This is a genomic window from Variovorax sp. H27-G14, assembly GCF_046156345.1.
Taxonomy (GTDB): domain Bacteria; phylum Pseudomonadota; class Gammaproteobacteria; order Burkholderiales; family Burkholderiaceae_C; genus Variovorax.
Map to the genome: position 1 here is coordinate 114,266 of NZ_JAYLVN010000009.1, position 18,769 is coordinate 133,034.

Consider the following 18,769-nt stretch of genomic DNA (forward strand, 5'->3'; position numbering starts at 1 on the left):
TCCCGTTGCGTGGCTCGCGCAACACGCTGATCGCTGAGCGCACGCAGCCCTACCGGGCCGCCCCCGGTGCGTCAGCGCTCCCGCAGGGCCTCTGCCCGCGCACGCAGCACGGGCTTGAGCAGGTAGCTCAGCACGCTCTTCTTGCCGGTCATGATGTCCACGGAAGCGACCATGCCCGGAATGATCTGCAACGGATGCGCATCGCTGCCCAGTTGGCTTCGCTGGGTGCGCAGCTTGATCAGATAGAAGCTGTTGCCGTCCTTGTCGACCACGGTGTCGGCACCGATCTGCTCCAGCTGGGCCTTCAGGCCGCCGTAGATGGTGTAGTCGTAGGCGCTGAACTTGACCATCGCGGTCTGGCCCGGGTGCAAAAAAGCGATGTCCTGCGGGCGGATGCGTGCTTCGATCAACAGGGTGTCGTCCAGCGGCACGATCTCGACCAGGTCGCTGCCCGGCTGGATCACGCCGCCAATGGTGTTCACCAGCAACTGCTTGACGATGCCGCGCACGGGCGAGGTGACCAGCGTGCGGTTGACCCGGTCTTCGAGCGCCTTGCCCGTCGACTGGATCTTGCTCAGGTCGGTGCGCGCCTCGTTCAGTTGGGTCAGCGCCTCGCTGCGAGAGCGGCCACGGGTTTCGTCGATCTTGCGCTCGACTTCCTTGATGGCTGCGGCTGCACGGGGAATGGCCAGCGAGGTGGAGTCCAGCACGCCGCGGCCGTCCACTTCAGTGCGCCGCAGGCGCAACACCTCGACCGGGGAAATTGCGCCCTCCGCCACCAAGGGTTCGGACAAGCGGATTTCCTGGCGCAGCAGTTCCAGATTGCTGTGCGCCTTGCTCTGCTTGGAGCTCAGCTCCCGCACTTCCTGGCGGCGTTGGGCGAGCTGCTCCTGCAGGCCGGCAAGCTCGTCTTGCTGCTGCTGCTGGCGGCTGCTGAACAACTGCGTTTCGCTCTGCGCGCGCCCCGGCGCCTTGCTTGCCACGTCGCCAGGAATGGCCAGCGCGCGGCCTTCGACTTCGGCCGTCAGGCGCTCCACCCGCATCAGCAGCGCCAGCCGGTCTGCCTCGGTTTCGCCTGCATTAGAGGCAAAGCGGGTGTCGTCCAGGCGCAGCAAAGACGCGCCGGCCTCGACCACCTGCCCTTCGTGCACGAACAATTCCGAAACGATGCCGCCTTCGAGGTTCTGGATCTTTTGCACACGCGAAGACGGAATTGCCTTGCCGTCGCCGCGGGTCACTTCGTCGACCACCGCAAAGTTGGCCCACAGCAGGCAGAACATCACAAAGCCGAACACGCCCCACAGCGTCAGACGAATGACCCGTGGCGCGTCTTCGACCAGCGCCTTGCGGACTTCGGGCAGCGGCTCGCTGCCCATGCCGCCACGGCTCGAAAAGTAGGCCGCCACGCCGCGGCCGGAGCGCTTGAAAAGCTGCTTAGCTGACATTGAGCCGCCCCAGCTTCAACGCGTTCATCACGCTGTCTTTGGGTCCGTCGGCCACGACGCAGCCTCGGTCGATCACCACCAGCCGGTCGACCAGCGTCAGCATCGATGGGCGGTGTGTCATGAGCAGCAGGGTCTTGTTCTTGATGATGGCGGCCAGGCGCTGCTTGATGCGCTCCTCGCTGGTGTTGTCCATGGCGCTGGTCGGCTCGTCGAGCAGAAGAATCGATGGATCGAGCAACAAGGCACGGGCCAGCGCGATGCTCTGGCGTTGACCACCCGACAGGTTCTGCCCGCGCTCCCCCACCTGCAAGTCGTACCCGCTGGGGTGCAGGCGAGCGAAGTCGTGCACACCGGCCAGCTCGGCCGCCTGCAGCACCAGTTCGTCCTCCACGTAGCGGGCACCGGACGTCAGGTTGTCACGCAAGCTGCCGGCAAACAGATGAATGTCCTGCGGCACGTAGCCGATGTTGTAGCGAACGTCGCTGATGTCCAGCTGGCGCGCATCGATGCCGTCCACCAGCAGGCTGCCGGCGTCCGGTTGGTGCAGGCCGACGACCAGCTTGGCCAGTGAGCTCTTGCCCGAGCCGCTGCGCCCGATGATGCCGATCTTCTCGCCAGGGCTCACCGTCAGGTTGATGCCCTTCAGGGCCGGCTGCTGCTGGCCGGGGTAGTGAAAGTCGAGCTGCCGAAACTCGAGGCCGCCCAGCAGGAGCGGCCGCTTGAGGGGCCGCTCGTGTTCCTGCCGCTCCTGCGGCAGGGCCATCATCTGGTTGACCGACACGAGCGTGACGCGCGCCTGCTGGTAGCGAACCAGCAGCCCGGAGATTTGCGCGAGCGGTGCCAGTGCCCGCGAGCTGAGCATGTAGCACGCGATGAGCCCGCCCATGCTCAAGTGGCCGGCCATGATCTGATAGACCCCGAGCACGATCACCACCACGCCGGCCAGTTGCTGCAGCAGCACGGTGGTGTTCATCGCCAGGCTCGACAGCATGCGCGCACGCAGCTCCAGCCGGCCGAGGGTGCCAATGGTTTGCTCCCACTGGTACTGGCGCTCGCTCTGGGCGTTGTTGACCTTCAACGCGTCCAGGCCCGACAGGCTTTCGATGAGGTTGGACTGCCGCTCGGCCGCCAGTGCCATGGTGCGCTCCATGGTTTGCGCCAGGGGCCGCTGCAATGCCCAGCTGATCAGCACCACCACCGGAAACGCGACGATCGGAATCCAGACCAGGTGCCCGCCGATGAGGGCAATGACGGCCAGAATCAGCAGCGTGAAAGGCAGGTCGATCACGCTGGCCAGCGTGAGCGAAGCGAGAAAGTCGCGCAGCCCCTGGAACTCGTGAATGTTCTGGGCGAAGCTGCCCACGCGCGCCGGGCGAAACTTCATCGCCATGCCGACGATGCGCTCGAACAGCGTGGCCGAGATGATCATGTCGGTCTTCTTGCCGGCAAGGTCCAGGCACAGGCCGCGCAAGGTCTTCAACAGCAGGTCGAAGATGAACACGCCGCAGATGCCGATGGCCAGCACCCACAACGTCGACTCCGCCTGGTTGGGCACCACGCGGTCATAGACGTTCATCACGAACAGCGGCGTGGTCAGACCGATGAGGTTGATGAGCAGGCTCGCCGCCACGGCATCGACATACAGCCAGCGCGAGCGTTTCAATGTGTCGCGAAACCAGGAACCGGCCCGGGGCATCAGCTCGCCCCGGTTGAAGTCGAACCGATGCTGAGGTTGCGCAAAGAACACCTGGCCGCTGAAATCGGCGGCCAGCACTTCGGCTTTGACGCTCACCTCGCCGCCTTCGCTCTCGCTGGGCATGATGCGCGCCTGGCCGTCGCCTCTCCAGCCGAGCAGCAAGGCGCTGCGCCCGCCCTTCAACAGCAGCAGGGCCGGCATGGCCAGGTCGGGAATATCGCGCAGGCCGCGGCGCAACCAGCGCCCCTTCAGCCCTGCACGCGCGGCAGCCCGTGGAAGCAATTCGGTGCTGAGCCGCTGCATGGGCAGCGGCAAGCCGGCCGTCAACATGGCGCGGCTGGCCGACTTCTGGTGCAGGGCGCACAGCGACAGCAGGCTGTCGAGCAGGGGGTCGTCGTGGCGGTCCCGGGGGTCGGTGCGGGGGTCCGTGCGGGGGTCGGTGCGCGGGTCGGTGGGAGCGTCGTTGCGAGAGGCACTGCGCGCGCCGGGCCGCCGGTGGCCCGACGGCTGCGCGCCGGCGCGAGTCAGTTCTTGCATGGGACTGGCGCCTCAGCGGATCGGCGGCAGACGCACGTCGGTCTTGACGATGTCCAGCGCCACAGCGGCCGGTGGCGGCACCACGCCCTGGCTCTTGAGCAGCGACCCCACGGTCGACTGAATGCGGTACTGCGTGAACAGCTCCACAAAGCGCATTTCCTCCAGCCGGCGGGAGGCGGTGAACAGCTCGTTCTCGCTGTCCAGCAGGTCGAGCAAGGTGCGGTCGCCCAGCGTGAACTGCTTGCGGTAGGCGTTGCGCACGCTCAGGCTCTGCTCGGTGTACTGCAGCGCCACGGGCAACTGCTCGCGCGCATTCTTCAGGGCGTTCCACGACAGGCCCAGGTCTTCGTTGAGCGCGCGCAGGGCGTTGTCGCGCACGTCCTTGGCCTGGTTGACCTGCTGCGACTTGGAGCGCAGCTCGGCGGAGTTCTTGCCGCCCGCGAACAGGTTGTAGCGCATGCGCAGCATCAGCTGCCAGTCGCTGCGCCGGCCCTGCACACCGTCGACGTTGTTGTTCGAGCCCAGCGACATCTCGGCGTCCACGCGCGGATAGAACGACGCGTTGGCGGCCCGGTACTGGGCCTGCGCGGCCATCACGTCCGCTTCGGCGGAGTTCAGGTGCGGGCTGTTCGCCAGCAAGGCGTCTCGCGCGGCGGCCAGGCTTGGCGGCAACTGGCCGGCAATGCTGGGCGGCGGGGTGAGTTCGCCGGGCTCCTGGCCCACGGCGCTGAGGTAGCTGACGCGCGCATCGGCCAGGTTGGTCTGCTCGGTCGTCAGGTTGTTGCGTGCCAGCGCCAGGCGGGCCTGCGCCTGGTTCAGGTCGACCAGGCGCCCCACGCCTTGCTCGCTGCGCCGCGAGATCTGGTCGAAGATGCGCTGATGGTTGCCGAGGTTTTCTTCCGCCAGGCGCAGGAAGGCCTGGCGCTTGAGCACATCGAGATAGACCTGCACCACGTTCAGCCCGATGCGTTCCGAATTGCCCAGCAGTGCGTAGGCACGCGCGTTGACGGTGGCGCGCTGCCGATCGACCTCGCTGCGGGTGGCGAACCCGTCGAACAGCATCTGCCTGGCCTGCAGGCTCGATTCAGTGCGCGACATCACCAGAAAACCATTGCCGGGCGACCCGCGTGAAGAGGCGTTTTCGGTGCCTTGGTGGCCCTGGCCGGCCAGCAGATCGACCTGGGGCAGATAGCCGCCTTGCGCGGCCTGCAACTGCGCGTCGACCGACAGGCGGGCGTGGATGCCGGACTGAATTTCAGGGTGCGTGTCCAGCGCCTGCTGCATTGCGGCGGCGAGCGTTTGTGCGTGAGAAATCGACATGGCAAAGGCCAGCGAAAGTGCCACAGGCAGAGCCTTGTGACGAGCCATGGGAAAGGCGGCAAGCAAACGCATAAACAGCAGATCTCTCTTAGATTTTCACAACGGTGAATAGCGAGTTGAGGATTGAGTCCAACAGTAAAAATTCTATGGATCGAAGTCCAAAAAAAAGCTAGGCGCACTCCTAAAAACTCACCCCCTGCGAGTGAAAGAGACGGTCCGTCGGGACAAGGGCGTTTAAGAGTGGGCCTATATACGGTGCAGCACGTCGGCAGAGAGACTCGCGCCGCCGCTTCTTCTGCAACAACCACCTGCATCCCGCGTTGTGCCCTGAGCTTTCAGGCACCAACGGCAACACCCTCGCCAGCGCTTCTGGCGGGTGAAACGCCGTGCGTCCGGCATGCAGGAACGGGTGCAGGAGCTCTCCCCCAACCATCGCCTTCGGAGTCATCGTTCATGCTCGGTCTCACAGTCATTGCCATTGTCAAAAGTGTTGTCGGTCCTGTGGTCGTGGCGTCAGCGGGGGAGCCTGCACGCGTGGTCTTCGAGGGCGACCGACTGAATGCCGGCGACGAGCTGCAGACCGGCGCGGGCGGCACCGCCACGCTGGCGCTGCTCGACAACGGCCGCACGCTGGCGGTGGGCTCTGACAGCCGCTGGAACGCGGCCAGGCCGAACATGGTTCAGTCGCTCGACGGCAATGCGCAAAGCGGCTCCACGGTCGGCGAACCGAAGCCCGCCAACGCGTCGGCCCTCAGCGCTGCACTGGCGTTCGACGACGCAGCAAAAAGTCTGGCGGATTCCGAAAAAACCAACGACCTCATCGGCCATGGTCACAGCTTCGTCATGCTCCAGGAGACCGCAGCGCAGGTGAACGCGGTCATCGGCTTCCCCACCCAGGGCCGCGGTGCCGCCGGGCAAGAAAAGCGCGAGCAGCCGGGCGCCGGCAAAGCGCCGGTCGAGGACACCCCGGTCACCCTGACCGCCACGCCTTCGGTGACCGAGGGCGGCACCATCACCTACACCGCCACGGTGCCCACGCCGGTCACCGGCAGCCCGCTCACAGTCACGCTCAGGAACGGCGAGGTCATCACCATTCCCGTGGGCGCAACCTCGGGGTCTGTGCAGACCACGGCGCCGAACGACGTGTTCAGCGGTCACGGCCCGGTCACCAACGGCATCGCCGACGTGAAGGGCGGGCACTTCATCAAGCTGTCGCCCGACACCACCACAAAGTCCACCGAGGTCACCGATGTGAACGACCGCACGCCCGTCACGCTGACGGCCACGGCGCAGGTGAAGGAAGGCGAGCCCATCACCTACACCGCCAGCGTGCCGGTGGCGGTTACGGGCAGCCCGCTGGTGGTGCGGCTCACGGGCGGCGAGCTCATCACCATTCCGGTCGGCATGACGTCGGGGTCGGTGCAAACCGCCGCGCCCAACGACACCATCAAGGGCAACCAGCTCGTCACCAACGCCATTGCCGGCGTGAGCGGCGGCAACTTCGAAAATGCGGCACCGAACACCACGCCGGTGTCCACCCTGGTCACCGACGTCGACGAGCCGACAACGGTCACGCTGACGGCCACGCCGCAGGTGCAGGAAGGCGGGTCGATCACCTACACGGCGCGCGTGCCGACGCCCGTCACCGACAAGCCTCTCGTCATCACGCTGAAGAACGGCGAGACCATCACCATTCCCGTGGGCAAGACAGAAGGCTCGGTCACGATCACCGCGCCGAACGACACCTACAAGGGCAACGCGCCCGTAGAAAACGCCATCGCGAACGTCAACGGCGGCAACTACGAAAAGCTGGTGCCCGACACCACACCCGTGTCCACCGCGGTCACCGATGTCGAAAGCCCCACGACCGTGACGCTGAAGGCGACGCCGGTGGTCGATGAAGGCCAGGCGATCACCTACACGGCGTCGGTGCCGACGCCGGTCACCGACAAACCCCTGGTCATCACGCTGAAGAACGGCGAGACCATCACCATTCCGGTGGGCACGACAGAAGGCTCGGTCACCACCAACGCGCCGAACGACACCTACCAGGGCAACGTGCCCGTAGAAAACGCCATCACCACAGTCGATGGTGGCAACTACGAAAAGCTGGTGCCCGACACCACGCCGGTGTTCACCAAGGTCAGCGATGTCGAAACCCCCACGGCCGTGACGCTGAAGGCGACGCCGGTGGTCGATGAAGGCCAGGCGATCACCTACACCGCGTCCGTTCCCACGCCGGTCACCGGCAGCCCGCTCGTCGTCACGCTGAAGAACGGCGAGACCATCACCATTCCGGTGGGCAAGACAGAAGGCTCGGTCACGACCAATGCGCCGAACGACACCTACCAGGGCAACGTGCCCGTAGACAACGCCATCACCACAGTCGATGGCGGCAACTACGAAAAGCTGGTGCCCGACACCACGCCGGTGTTCACCAAGGTCAGCGATGTCGAAACCCCCACGACCGTGACGCTGAAGGCGACGCCGAAGGTCGATGAAGGCCAGCCGATCACCTACACCGCGTCCGTTCCCACGCCGGTCACCGGCAGCCCGCTCGTCATCACGCTGAAGAACGGCGAGACCATCACCATTCCGGTGGGCAAAACAGAAGGCTCCGTCAAGACCAACGCGCCGAACGACACCTACAAGGGCAACGTGCCCGTAGAGAACGCCATCACGACCGTCAACGGCGGCAACTACGAAAAGCTGGTGCCCGACACCACACGCGTGTCCACCGAGGTCACCGATGTCGTGAACGACACCCCGGTCACCTTGAGGGCGGCATCGCCTTCCGTGGCCGAAAGCGCAACCATCACCTACACCGCCAGCGTGCCCACACCGGTCACCGGCAGCCCTGTCGTCGTGAGGCTGAGAAACGGCAAGAGCATCACCATCGAGCCGGGTCAGACCGAAGGCTCCGTCAGCACCACCGCACCCAACGATGTCTACCTGGGCAACGCGCCGGTGGTCAGCGCCATCGTCACCGCCAGGGGCGGCAACTACGAGAACCTGGTGCCCGACAAGACGCCGGTGTCCACCCAGGTCACCGATGTGAATGACCGGACGGTCGTGACGCTGCAGGCCATTCCTTCGGTCATGGAAGGCGGCAACATCATCTACGTGGCCAGCGTGCCGTCCGCGGTCACCGTTGCGCCGGTGGTGGTCACTCTGACCAACGGCGAAACCATCATCATCCCGGTCGACCAGACGCGGGGTATCACGACCCGTGTTGCGCCCAACGACGTCTACAAGGGCCACGCACCGGTGGTCAACAGCATTGCCAAAGTCAGCGGTGGCAACTTCGAAGAGCTGGCGCCCGACACCACGCAGGTCTCCACCGCCATCACGGACGACTACGACCCCAAGCTGGTTTCGTCGACCGGCAGAGCGCTAGAAGACAGCAATGGCCACACCCACTCGCCGACCACGGTGACCCTGCAGGCCGACAAGTCCGTGAAGGAAGGCGACCCGATCACCTACACCGCCAGCGTGCCCGACGCGGTGACCGGCACCGACCTGAAGGTGACGCTGGACAACGGCAGCACCATCACCATTCCGGTCGGCCAGACGCAGGGCTCGATCACCATTGCCGCGCCCAACGATCCTTACAAGGGCAACGCGCCCGTCACCGCGGCCATCACCGGCGTGGACGGCGGCAACTACGAGCGCGTGGTGGCCGACACCACACGGGTGAGCACCGACATCACCGACGTGGTGGACGACACCCTGGTCACGCTGCGCGCCACGCCCTCCGTGGCCGAAGGCGGCACCATCACGTACACCGCGTCCATGCCGAACGCGGTCACCGGCAGCCCCGTCACCGTGACGCTGGACAACGGCCAGACCATCCTTATTCCCATCGGCAAGACCGAAGGCAGCGTCACGGCCACGGCGCCCCACAGCCCGACGCAGGGCGTGCTCCCGCCCGTCACGGCAGCCATCACCGCGGTGAACGGCGGCAATTTCGAGAAGCTCACGCCCAACACCACGCCGGTGTCGACCGCCGTTACCAGCGTGATCGACGAGACGCCGCTGACCCTGAGCGCCACGCCTGCCGTGGTGGAAGGCGGCCCGATCACCTACACCGCCAGCGTGCCCACGCCGGTGACCGGCAGCCCGCTGCTCGTCAAGCTGAAGAACGGCGAAACCATCTCCATCCCGGTGGGCGAGACGCAAGGCACGGTGCAGGTCAACGCGCCGAACGACCCTTACAAGGGCACCACGGTGGTCGTCAACGGCATCGACACCGTGAGCGGCGGCAACTTCGAGAAGGTGGTTCCAAGCACCACGCCGGTCTCCACCACCGTTACCGATGTGAACGACCCCACCACGGTCAACCTGAGCGCGACACCGTCGGTGGCCGAAGGCCTGCCCATCACCTACACCGCCAGCGTGGCGTGGCCGGTGATCGGCAGCCCGGTAGTCGTCACGCTGACCAACGGCGAGACCATCTACATCCAGCCGGGCAAGACCTCGGGCTCTGTCACCACGCTGGCGCCCAACGACACCCTGAAGGGCAACGCGCCCGTCACCAACAGCATCGTGAGCGTCGAGGGCAGCAACTTCGAGCAGCTGGTGCCCAACAAGGCACCGGTGTCCACCACAGTCACCGATGTGGTGGACAACACGTCGGTCACGCTCACGGCCACGCCGTCCGTGGCCGAAAGCGGACTCATCACCTACACCGCCACGGTGCCCACCGCCGTCACCGGCACCGCACCGGTGGTGGTGACGCTGGACAACGGCAAGACCATCACCATCGACCCGGGCAAGACCACGGGCACGGTCACCGTCATTGCGCCCAACGACTACATCAAGGGCAACGCGCCTGTCACCGCCGCCATCACCAGCGTGGACGGCGGCAACTTCGAGCGCCTGGTGCCCGACAGGACGCCGGTGTCCACCGAAGTGACCGATGTGGTGGACAACACCCCGGTCGACCTCACAGCCACGCCTTCGGTCGCCGAAGGCGGCCCGATCACCTACACCGCCTCCGTGCCGAACGCCGTCACCGGCTCCGACCTGACGGTAAGGCTGGACAACGGCACCACCATCACCATTCCGGTCGGCGCGAAGGAAGGCACGGTCATGACCACCGCACCCAACGACTACATCCTGGGCAATGCACCCGTCACTGCCGCCATCGCCGGCGTGGAGGGCGGCAACTTCGAACGGCTGGTGCCCAACACCACGCCGGCGACCACGGCGGTCGACGATGTGAACGACCCCACGGCGGTCACGCTGACCGCGACACCGTCCGTGAACGAAGGTCAGCCCATCACCTACACCGCGACCGTGGACAAGCCGGTCACGGGCAGTGCGGTGGTCGTCAAGCTGACCAACGGCGAAACCATCACCATCGAACCGGGCAAGACGTCGGGCACTGTCACCACGCTGGCGCCCGACGATGCCATCCAGGGCAATGCGCCCGTCACCAACAGCATCGCCAGCGTCAGCGGCAGCAACTTCGAGCAGTTGGCGCCCGACACCACGCGGGTGTTGACCGCCGTGAACGATGTGGAGACGCCAACGGCAGTCACCCTTGTCGCGACACCTTCCGTGACGGAGGGACAGCCCATCACCTACACCGCCACCGTGGCCAGGCCGGTCACGGGCAGCGCGGTGGTCGTCAAGCTGGCCAACGGCGAGACCATCACCATCGACCCGGGCAAGACTTCGGGCTTCGTCACCACCCTTGCACCCAACGATGTCTACGAGGGGCACGACCCGGTCGTCAACGCGATCACGGGCGTGAGCGGCGGCAACTTCGAGAAGCTGGTGCCCGACACCAAGCCGGTGTCCACCGCCATCACCGACGACAACGGTCCGACGGCGGTGACGCTCACCGCAAGCCCTGCGGTGCCCGAAGGCGAGCTCATCACCTACACCGCCACCGTGCCTCAGCCGGTGAAGGGCGATGCGGTCACCGTGAAGCTTGCCAATGGCGAAACCATCACCATCCAGCCAGGCGATACGCAAGGCAGCGTGAAGACCAAGGCTCCCGACCATGCGCCCAAGGACAACGCGCCGCTCACGAACAGCATCGCCAGCGTCGGCGGCGGCACCTTCGAGAACCTGGTGCCCAACAAGACGCCAGTGGCAACGTTCATCTCCGACCCCACGCTCGTGAAACTAGAGGCCACACCATCGGTGGCCGAAGGCAGCCTCATCACCTACACCGCGTCGGTGCCGACGCCCGTGACCGGCACGCCCGTTGTCGTCAACCTCGTCAACGGCCAGACCATCACCATCCCGGTCGGCCAGACCACGGGCACTGTCACGGCCCTTGCGCCCAACGATATTTTCAAAGGCAATGCGCCAGTCACCAATGCCATCACCAGCGTGCAGGGCGGCAACTTCGACAAGCTGGTGCCGGACACCACGCAGGTGTCCACCACCATCACCGACTCCGACGACCCGACTGCGGTGACGCTCACCGCGAGCACTGCGGTGCCCGAAGGCGAGCTCATCACCTACACCGCCACCGTGGCACAGCCTGTGATCGGCAGCCCGGTGGTCGTCAAGCTGACCAACGGCGAGACCATCACCATCCAGCCCGGCCAGAGCGAGGGTTCGGTCACCACGCGTGCGCCCAACGATGCCATCAAGGGCAATGCGCCTGTCATCAACAGCATCGCCACGGTCAGCGGCAGCAACTTCGAGCAACTGGTGCCCGACACCAGGCCGGTGACCACCGCCATCACCGATGTGAACGACCCCACCGCGGTCACGCTCACCGCGACACCGTCGGTGAATGAGGGCCAGCCCATCATCTACACCGCCACGGTGGAAAGGCCTGTGACGGGCAGCCCGGTTGTCGTGACGCTGAACAACGGCGAGACCATCACCATCGACCCGGGGCAGACTTCGGGCTCCGTCAAAACGATCGCGCCCAACGATGCCGTGCAGGGCAATGCGCCCATCACCAACGGCATCAAGGCCGTCACCGGCAGCAACTTCGAGCAACTGGCGCCCGACACCAGGCCGGTGACCACGGTGGTCAACGATGTGAACGACCCCACCACGGTCAGGCTCACCGCGACACCCTCCGTGAATGAAGGCCAGCCCATCACCTACACCGCCACCGTGGACAAGCCGGTCACGGGCAGCGCGGTTGTCGTCAAGCTGGCCAATGGCGAGACCATCACCATCCAGCCCGGCCAGACGTCGGGCTCTGTCACCACGCCTGCGCCCAACGATGCCATCCAGGGCAACCCGCCCATCACCAACAGCATCGCCTCCGTCAGTGGCAGCAACCTGGAAGAGTTGGTGCCCGACACCAAGCAGGTGACTACGGCGGTCAACGATGTGGAGACGCCAACCGCAGTGACCCTCACCGCGACACCGTCCGTGGCCGAAGGCCAGCCCATCACCTACACGGCCAGCGTGCCCACGCCGGTGACCGACACGGCGCTTGTCGTCAAGCTGGCCAACGGCGAGACCATCAACATCGACCCGGGCAAGACTTCGGGCTTCGTCACCACCATCGCGCCCAACGACATCTACAAGGGCCACGATCCGGTCGTCAACGCGATCACAAGCGTGAACGGTGGCAACTTCGAGAAGCTGGTGCCCAACACCACGCAGGTCTCCACCGCCATCACCGACTTCGACGACCCGACTGCGGTGAGGCTCACCGCAAGCCCCGCAGTGCCCGAAGGCGCGCTCATCACCTACACCGCCACCGTGGCCCAACCGGTCAAGGGCGATGCGGTCACAGTGAAGCTTGCCAATGGCGAAACCATCACCATCCAGCCAGGCGATACGCAAGGCAGCGTGAAGACCAAGGCTCCCGACCATGCGCCCAAGGACAACGCGCCGCTGACGAACAGCATCGCCAGCGTCGGCGGCGGCACCTTCGAGAGCCTGGTGCCCGACAAGACGCCAGTGGCAACGCTCATCTCCGACCCCACGCTGGTGAAGCTCGAGGCCACGCCTTCAGTGGCCGAAGGCAACACCATCACCTACACCGCGTCGGTGCCGACGCCCGTGACCGGCACGCCTGTTGTCGTCAACCTCGTCAATGGCCAGACCATCACCATCCCGGTCGGCCAGACCACGGGCACTGCCACGGCCCTTGCGCCCAACGATATTTTCAAAGGCAATGCGCCAGTCACCAATGCCATCACCAGCGTGCAGGGCGGCAACTTCGACAAGCTGGTGCCGGACACCACGCAGGTGTCCACCACCATCACCGATGTGAACGACACGACGGGTGTGACCCTTGCCGCGACGACTTCCGTCGCAGAAGGCCAGCCCATCACCTACACCGCCACCGTGGCCAACCCGGTGACCGGCAGCCCGGTGCTCGTGACGCTGGACAACGGCAAGACCATCACCATCGACCCGGGCCAGACCACCGGCACGGTCACCGTCATTGCGCCCAACGATCCCTACAAGGGCAACGTGCCCGTCACCGCGGCCATCGCCAATGTGGACGGCGGCAATTTCGAGAACCTGGTGCCCAACACCACGCCGGTGTCCACGACGGTCACCGATGTGAACGAGACCACGGCCGTGACCCTCACCGCGACCTCGTCCGTGGCCGAGGGCCAGCCCATCACCTACACCGCCACCGTGACCAACCCGGTGACGGGCAGCCAACTTGTCGTCAAGCTGACCAATGGCGAGACGATCACCATCAATCCGGGCAAGACTTCGGGCTCGGTCACCACCATCGCGCCCAACGACATCTACAAAGGCCACGACCCGGTCGTCAACGCGATCACGAGCGTGAACGGTGGCAACTACGAGAAGCTGGTGCCCAACACCACGCAGGTCTCCACCGCCATCACCGACTTCGACGACCCGACTGCGGTGAGGCTCACCGCAAGCCCCGCGGTGCCCGAAGGCGCGCTCATCACCTACACCGCCACCGTGCCTCAGCCGGTCAAGGGCGATGCGGTCACCGTGAAGCTGGCCAACGGTGAAACCATCACCATCCAGCCAGGCGATACGCAAGGCAGCGTGAAGACCAAGGCTCCCGACCATGCGCCCAAGGACAACGCGCCGCTGACGAACAGCATCGCCAGCGTCGGCGGCGGCACCTTCGAGAGCCTGGTGCCCAACAAGACGCCAGTGGCCACTTCCATCTCAGACCCCACGCTGGTGAAGCTCGAGGCCACGCCGTCGGTGGCCGAAGGCGGCTCCATCATCTACACCGCGTCCGTGCCGACGCCCGTGACCGGCACGCCCGTTGTCGTCAACCTCCTCAATGGCCAGACCATCACCATCCCGGTCGGCCAGACTGCGGGCACTGTCACGGCCCTTGCGCCCAACGATATTTTCAAAGGCAATGCGCCAGTCACCAACGCCATCACCGGCGTGCAGGGCGGCAACTTCGACAAGCTGGTGCCGGACACCACGCAGGTGTCCACCACCATCACCGATGTGAACGACACGACGGGTGTGACTCTCACCGCGACCTCGTCCGTGGCCGAGGGCCAGCCCATCACCTACACCGCCACCGTGGCCAACCCGGTGACGGGCAGCCCGGTGCTCGTGACGCTCGACAACGGCAAGACCATCACCATCGACCCGGGCCAGACCACCGGTACGGTCACCGTCATTGCGCCCAACGATCCCTACAAAGGCAACGTGCCCGTCACCGCGGCCATCACCAATGTGGACGGCGGCAATTTCGAGAACCTGGTGCCCAACACCACGCCGGTGTCCACGACGGTCACCGATGTGAACGAGACCACGGCCGTGACCCTCACCGCGACCTCGTCCGTGGCCGAGGGCCAGCCCATCACCTACACCGCCACCGTGACCAACCCGGTGACGGGCAGCCAACTTGTTGTCAAGCTGACCAATGGTGAAACGATCACCATCAATCCGGGCCAGACCACGGGCTCGGTCACCACCATCGCGCCCAACGACATCTACAAGGGCCACGACCCGGTCGTCAACGCAATCACGAGCGTGAACGGTGGCAACTACGAGAAGCTGGTGCCCGACACCACGCAGGTCTCCACCGGCATCACCGACTTCGACGAACCCACGGCGCTTGTTCTCAGCGCCCCCGCTGACGTGAACGAAGGCGAGCCCATCACCTACACCGCCACGCTGGCCCAGCCAGGGCGCACGCCGGTGACCGTGACCTTGAGCAACGGCAAGACCATCACCATCGACGCCGGGCAAACCGCAGGCACGGTCGTGGTCCAAACGCCCAAGGCGGATGTCTACGCCAACGCAAGCAAGGTCAGCGTGGGCATCGCGCAAGCGACAGGTGGCGGTTTCGAGCAACTGGCACCCGATGCCAAGACGGCCGACACCCAGATCAACGACACACCGGACCTCACCCAGGCCAGCATCAGCGGCAGCGCCTCGGTGACCGAAGCCCAACCGGCCAGCTACACCGTCACCCTGACCCATCCGGCCCAGACGCCGGTGACCTTGAACCTGAGCTACAGCGGCACCGCCACCAACGGCGAGGATTTCACGGGCGTTGCCACGGTCACTGTGCCGGCAGGCGCCACCAGTACCAGCTTCAGCGTGCCGACCATCGACGACAAGATTGCCGAGCCCACCGAGCAGTTCACGGTGAAGATCGACTCGGCCACCGGCGGCAACTTCGAGAACCTGCAGGTCAGCGGTGTCAACAACACCGTCACTACCCAGATCATCGACAACGACGCACCGCCCGTTGCCGCCGGCGGCGTGATCAGTGGCAACGAAGACACTGCGCAAACCCTGGCGTGGGCTCCTTTCGGCATCACCGACCCGGACAGCCCGGCCGCCAGTCTGGGCGTGAAGATCGCCCAGTTGCCCGTCAACGGCACCCTGCAGTACCTGGACGGCACGGCCTGGAAAAACGCCGGTGTCGACCAGACTTTCAGCAAAGGCCAGATCGACAGCGGCGCGCTGCGCTTCATGCCCGCGGCCAACGAGTCCGGGGCCCCGGCTTACGGCGGTAGCGGCGTTGGCAACAAGCAGGCCGACTATGCCCAGATCAAGTTTCAGCCCACCGACGGCCAGACGTTGGGCAATGTCGCAACCCTGAAGGTAGATGTGGTGCCGGTTGCCGACAAACCGACCCTGAGCCTGAGCCTGAGCCTGACAGCGTCCACCGGAGCCAACAGCGGCGCTGAAAACACCCCCATCGCGTTGTCAAAAATCAGCGCGGCACTGACCGATACCGACGGTTCGGAAACCCTGGCGGTGAAGATCGGCGGCATCCCGGCCGGCTCGGTGCTGACCGACAATGCGGGCCACTCTTCTACCGCCGGCAGCAACGGTGAAACCAGCATCACCGGTTGGGACATGGGCAGCCTGGCCATCAAGCCACCGGCCTTTTTCACCGGCCAGATCAACCTGACAGTGACTTCCACCGCCACCGAGGCCGCCGGTGGTGGTTCGGCCAGCAGCACCGTGCAGCTTCCGGTCACCGTAGTTCAAGGGCAATACCAGGCCATGACCGGCACCGCCGGCCCGGACAACCTGGTGGGCACCGGCAAGAACGACATTATTGTTGGCGACATCAAAGGCTATTCGCTTGTTCCGGGCAAGAACTACAACCTCGCTTTTATTGTCGACAGCTCCGGCAGCATGTCGGCCGAAAGCATTGCTGGGGCCAAGAAATCCTTGACCAATGTCTTCAACAGGCTGAAGGCCACCCAGGACATCGACAGCTCAGGAAAGGTGAACCTGTTTTTGCAGGACTTCGATAGGTTCGCCAACAGGTCAGTCAGCGTCAACCTGAAAGACGCTGACGCACCCGCCAAGTTCAAGGCAGTGCTGGACACCATCGTCTCCAACTGGGCTACCAACTATGACGATGCCTTCAATGAGACGCTGAACTGGTTCAAGAGCCCCATGGCGGTCGACAACTCCAATGCAACCAACCTGACCTTTTTTATTACCGACGGCAAGCCGACCACGTACAACAAGACTGTTGAAAACAACCCGGAACTTGTTACGGGAATCTTCCTTGATGACGCAGTCAAGCCAGCCAATTTCGCACTGAACCCTACAGAGGCGCAGGATCTATTCCTGAATGACAACAATACTGCTTTTATCCGGCAGTGGCAGGGAAATGGGACTGAGCTTTACACACAGCAAGGTAGCCAGTGGGTGTCTAGATCTCTAGGGGACCTGACGACCGAAAATGACGGTACCTATCGACTCGTTAATCTGGGGGGCGACAAAGACAATACGACCCCCGACGTAACCAAAAAATCTCTCGAGACCTTTCAGCTGCTCAATGCCGTCTCAACCGTTAAGGCCATTGGCGTAAACAATGCCGTCAGCCTGAGTGACCTCACGCCTTACGACAGCGACCATGCCCCACAAGCCCAGATCCTTGCCAACAGGCTCGACGACGCCATTCTGGGCAAGTTTGTACCGGCGCCGCCAGCCGATGACGTCATCAACGGGAATGCAGGCAACGATATTCTGCTGGGTGACCTGGAGCAGTTCGTCGGTATTGGCGAGGACGGTTACGGCGCAATTCGTGCCTACGTTGCCGGGAAGATGGCGACACCGGCAGCCAACCTCACCGAGCGCACCGTCGACAAGTACATCACTGAACACGCTGGTGAATTCGAGAACGGTGGCAACCTGGGATCGTTCGACGGCAAGTTGCACAACAGCCGCGACGACACCCTGACGGGCAACGCCGGCAACGACATCATCCTGGGCCTGGCCGGCAACGACACCCTGGATGGCAAGGCCGGCGACGACGTCATCTACGGCGGGTCGGGCAACGACACCATGACCGGCGGCGCAGGCGCCGATCGGTTCATCTGGAAAACGGGCGATGTCGGCAACGACGTGATCAAGGATTTCAACAGCAAGGAGGGCGACCGTATCGACCTGCAAGGCCTGCTGCAAGGGGCGACGCGGGCGAGCATCGGCAACTTCCTGCAGATCACCACGGTGGAGGGTGCCTCCACGCTGCAAGTCAGTTCCGCAGGCAAACTCAACCAGGCAGGCGGGCTGGCCAACGCCGATGTTCGAATCATGCTCGAAGGCAACGATTTGTCCGGCACCACGGTCGACGCCCTGATCAGCGGCAGCAAGCCAACCATCAAGATAGACGCCAGTGTGGAGCCGGTCACCGGCACGGACAACAAGTTCAATGCCCCCATGAACGGCGAGAACATTCTGCTGGGCGACGGGTACACCCCGCGCGGTGACAAGGGCTATTCGGCTTACAAGGATATGGTCTCGAAAGATACCGGCATCCCCGAAGCCACCTTGACCGAGCGCGACATGCAGAAGTACATCTCCGACCACTACGCCGACTTCGACTTCAAGTCGGACAAGGGTGGCAACGACACCCTGCTGGGCAACGCCGGCGACGACATTCTTTTTGGTCAGGGCGGCAACGACATGCTGGACGGCGGCACCGGCAGCGACACCTTGCTGGGCGGTGCGGGCAACGACACCTTGATCGGTGGCCCGGGCGACGACATCTTGATAGGCGGCAGCGGGGCCGACACCTTTGTCTGGAAATCCGGCGACACCGGCTACGACGTGATCAAGGACTTCAACGCCGCCCAGGGCGACCGCATCGACCTGCGCGACCTTCTGAAGGGCGAGACCGACGACACCATCGGCAACTTTCTGCGCATGAGCACGACCGACGGTGTGTCGACGCTGCAGATCAGCACCACCGGCAAGTTCACCGACGCGGGCAGCGTGGCCAACGCCGACGTGACCATTCAGCTGGCGGGCAACAACCTGTCAGGCAGCAGCATCAACTCGTTGATCATGGGTGCGGACCCGATGCTGCGGATCGATCACGCCCACGCCCCTTGACGCA

Annotated in this window: 4 protein-coding genes; 1 reads left to right on the plus strand and 3 read right to left on the minus strand. The window is 64.7% G+C overall.

From position 1 onward, the window contains the following. Window positions 1-71 precede the first annotated feature (71 nt). Genes VLK31_RS21110 through VLK31_RS21120 form a run of 3 tightly spaced genes read right to left on the minus strand, consistent with a single transcriptional unit; the run spans window position 72 to window position 4,998 of the window. Entirely contained in the window at window positions 72-1,445 is a 1,374-nt protein-coding gene (locus tag VLK31_RS21110) for an HlyD family type I secretion periplasmic adaptor subunit (protein ID WP_409170392.1), read from the minus strand. After that, window positions 1,435-3,678, minus strand: coding sequence for a type I secretion system permease/ATPase (locus VLK31_RS21115; protein WP_409170393.1), 2,244 nt, complete (start codon window positions 3,676-3,678; stop codon window positions 1,435-1,437). The genes VLK31_RS21110 and VLK31_RS21115 overlap by 11 nt, the downstream gene beginning before the upstream one ends. Before the next feature lie 12 nt (window positions 3,679-3,690). Then, a complete protein-coding gene (locus VLK31_RS21120) occupies window positions 3,691-4,998 on the minus strand; it encodes a TolC family outer membrane protein (protein WP_409170394.1) in 1,308 nt (435 codons plus the stop codon). Between the two features lie 453 nt (window positions 4,999-5,451). On the opposite strand from VLK31_RS21120, the gene VLK31_RS21125 reads away from it, so the two are divergent. Then, a complete protein-coding gene (locus VLK31_RS21125) occupies window positions 5,452-18,765 on the plus strand; it encodes a retention module-containing protein (protein ID WP_409170395.1) in 13,314 nt (4,437 codons plus the stop codon). Window positions 18,766-18,769 lie beyond the last annotated feature (4 nt).

Excerpts from the sequence above, each read along its gene's own strand:
- VLK31_RS21125 (WP_409170395.1), top strand. The coding sequence starts at position 5,452 with ATGCTCGGTCTCACAGTCATTGCCATTGTCAAAAGTGTTGTCGGTCCT.
- VLK31_RS21110 (WP_409170392.1), bottom strand. The coding sequence starts at position 1,445 with ATGTCAGCTAAGCAGCTTTTCAAGCGCTCCGGCCGCGGCGTGGCGGCC.
- VLK31_RS21120 (WP_409170394.1), bottom strand. The coding sequence starts at position 4,998 with ATGTCGATTTCTCACGCACAAACGCTCGCCGCCGCAATGCAGCAGGCG.
- VLK31_RS21115 (WP_409170393.1), bottom strand. The coding sequence starts at position 3,678 with ATGCAAGAACTGACTCGCGCCGGCGCGCAGCCGTCGGGCCACCGGCGG.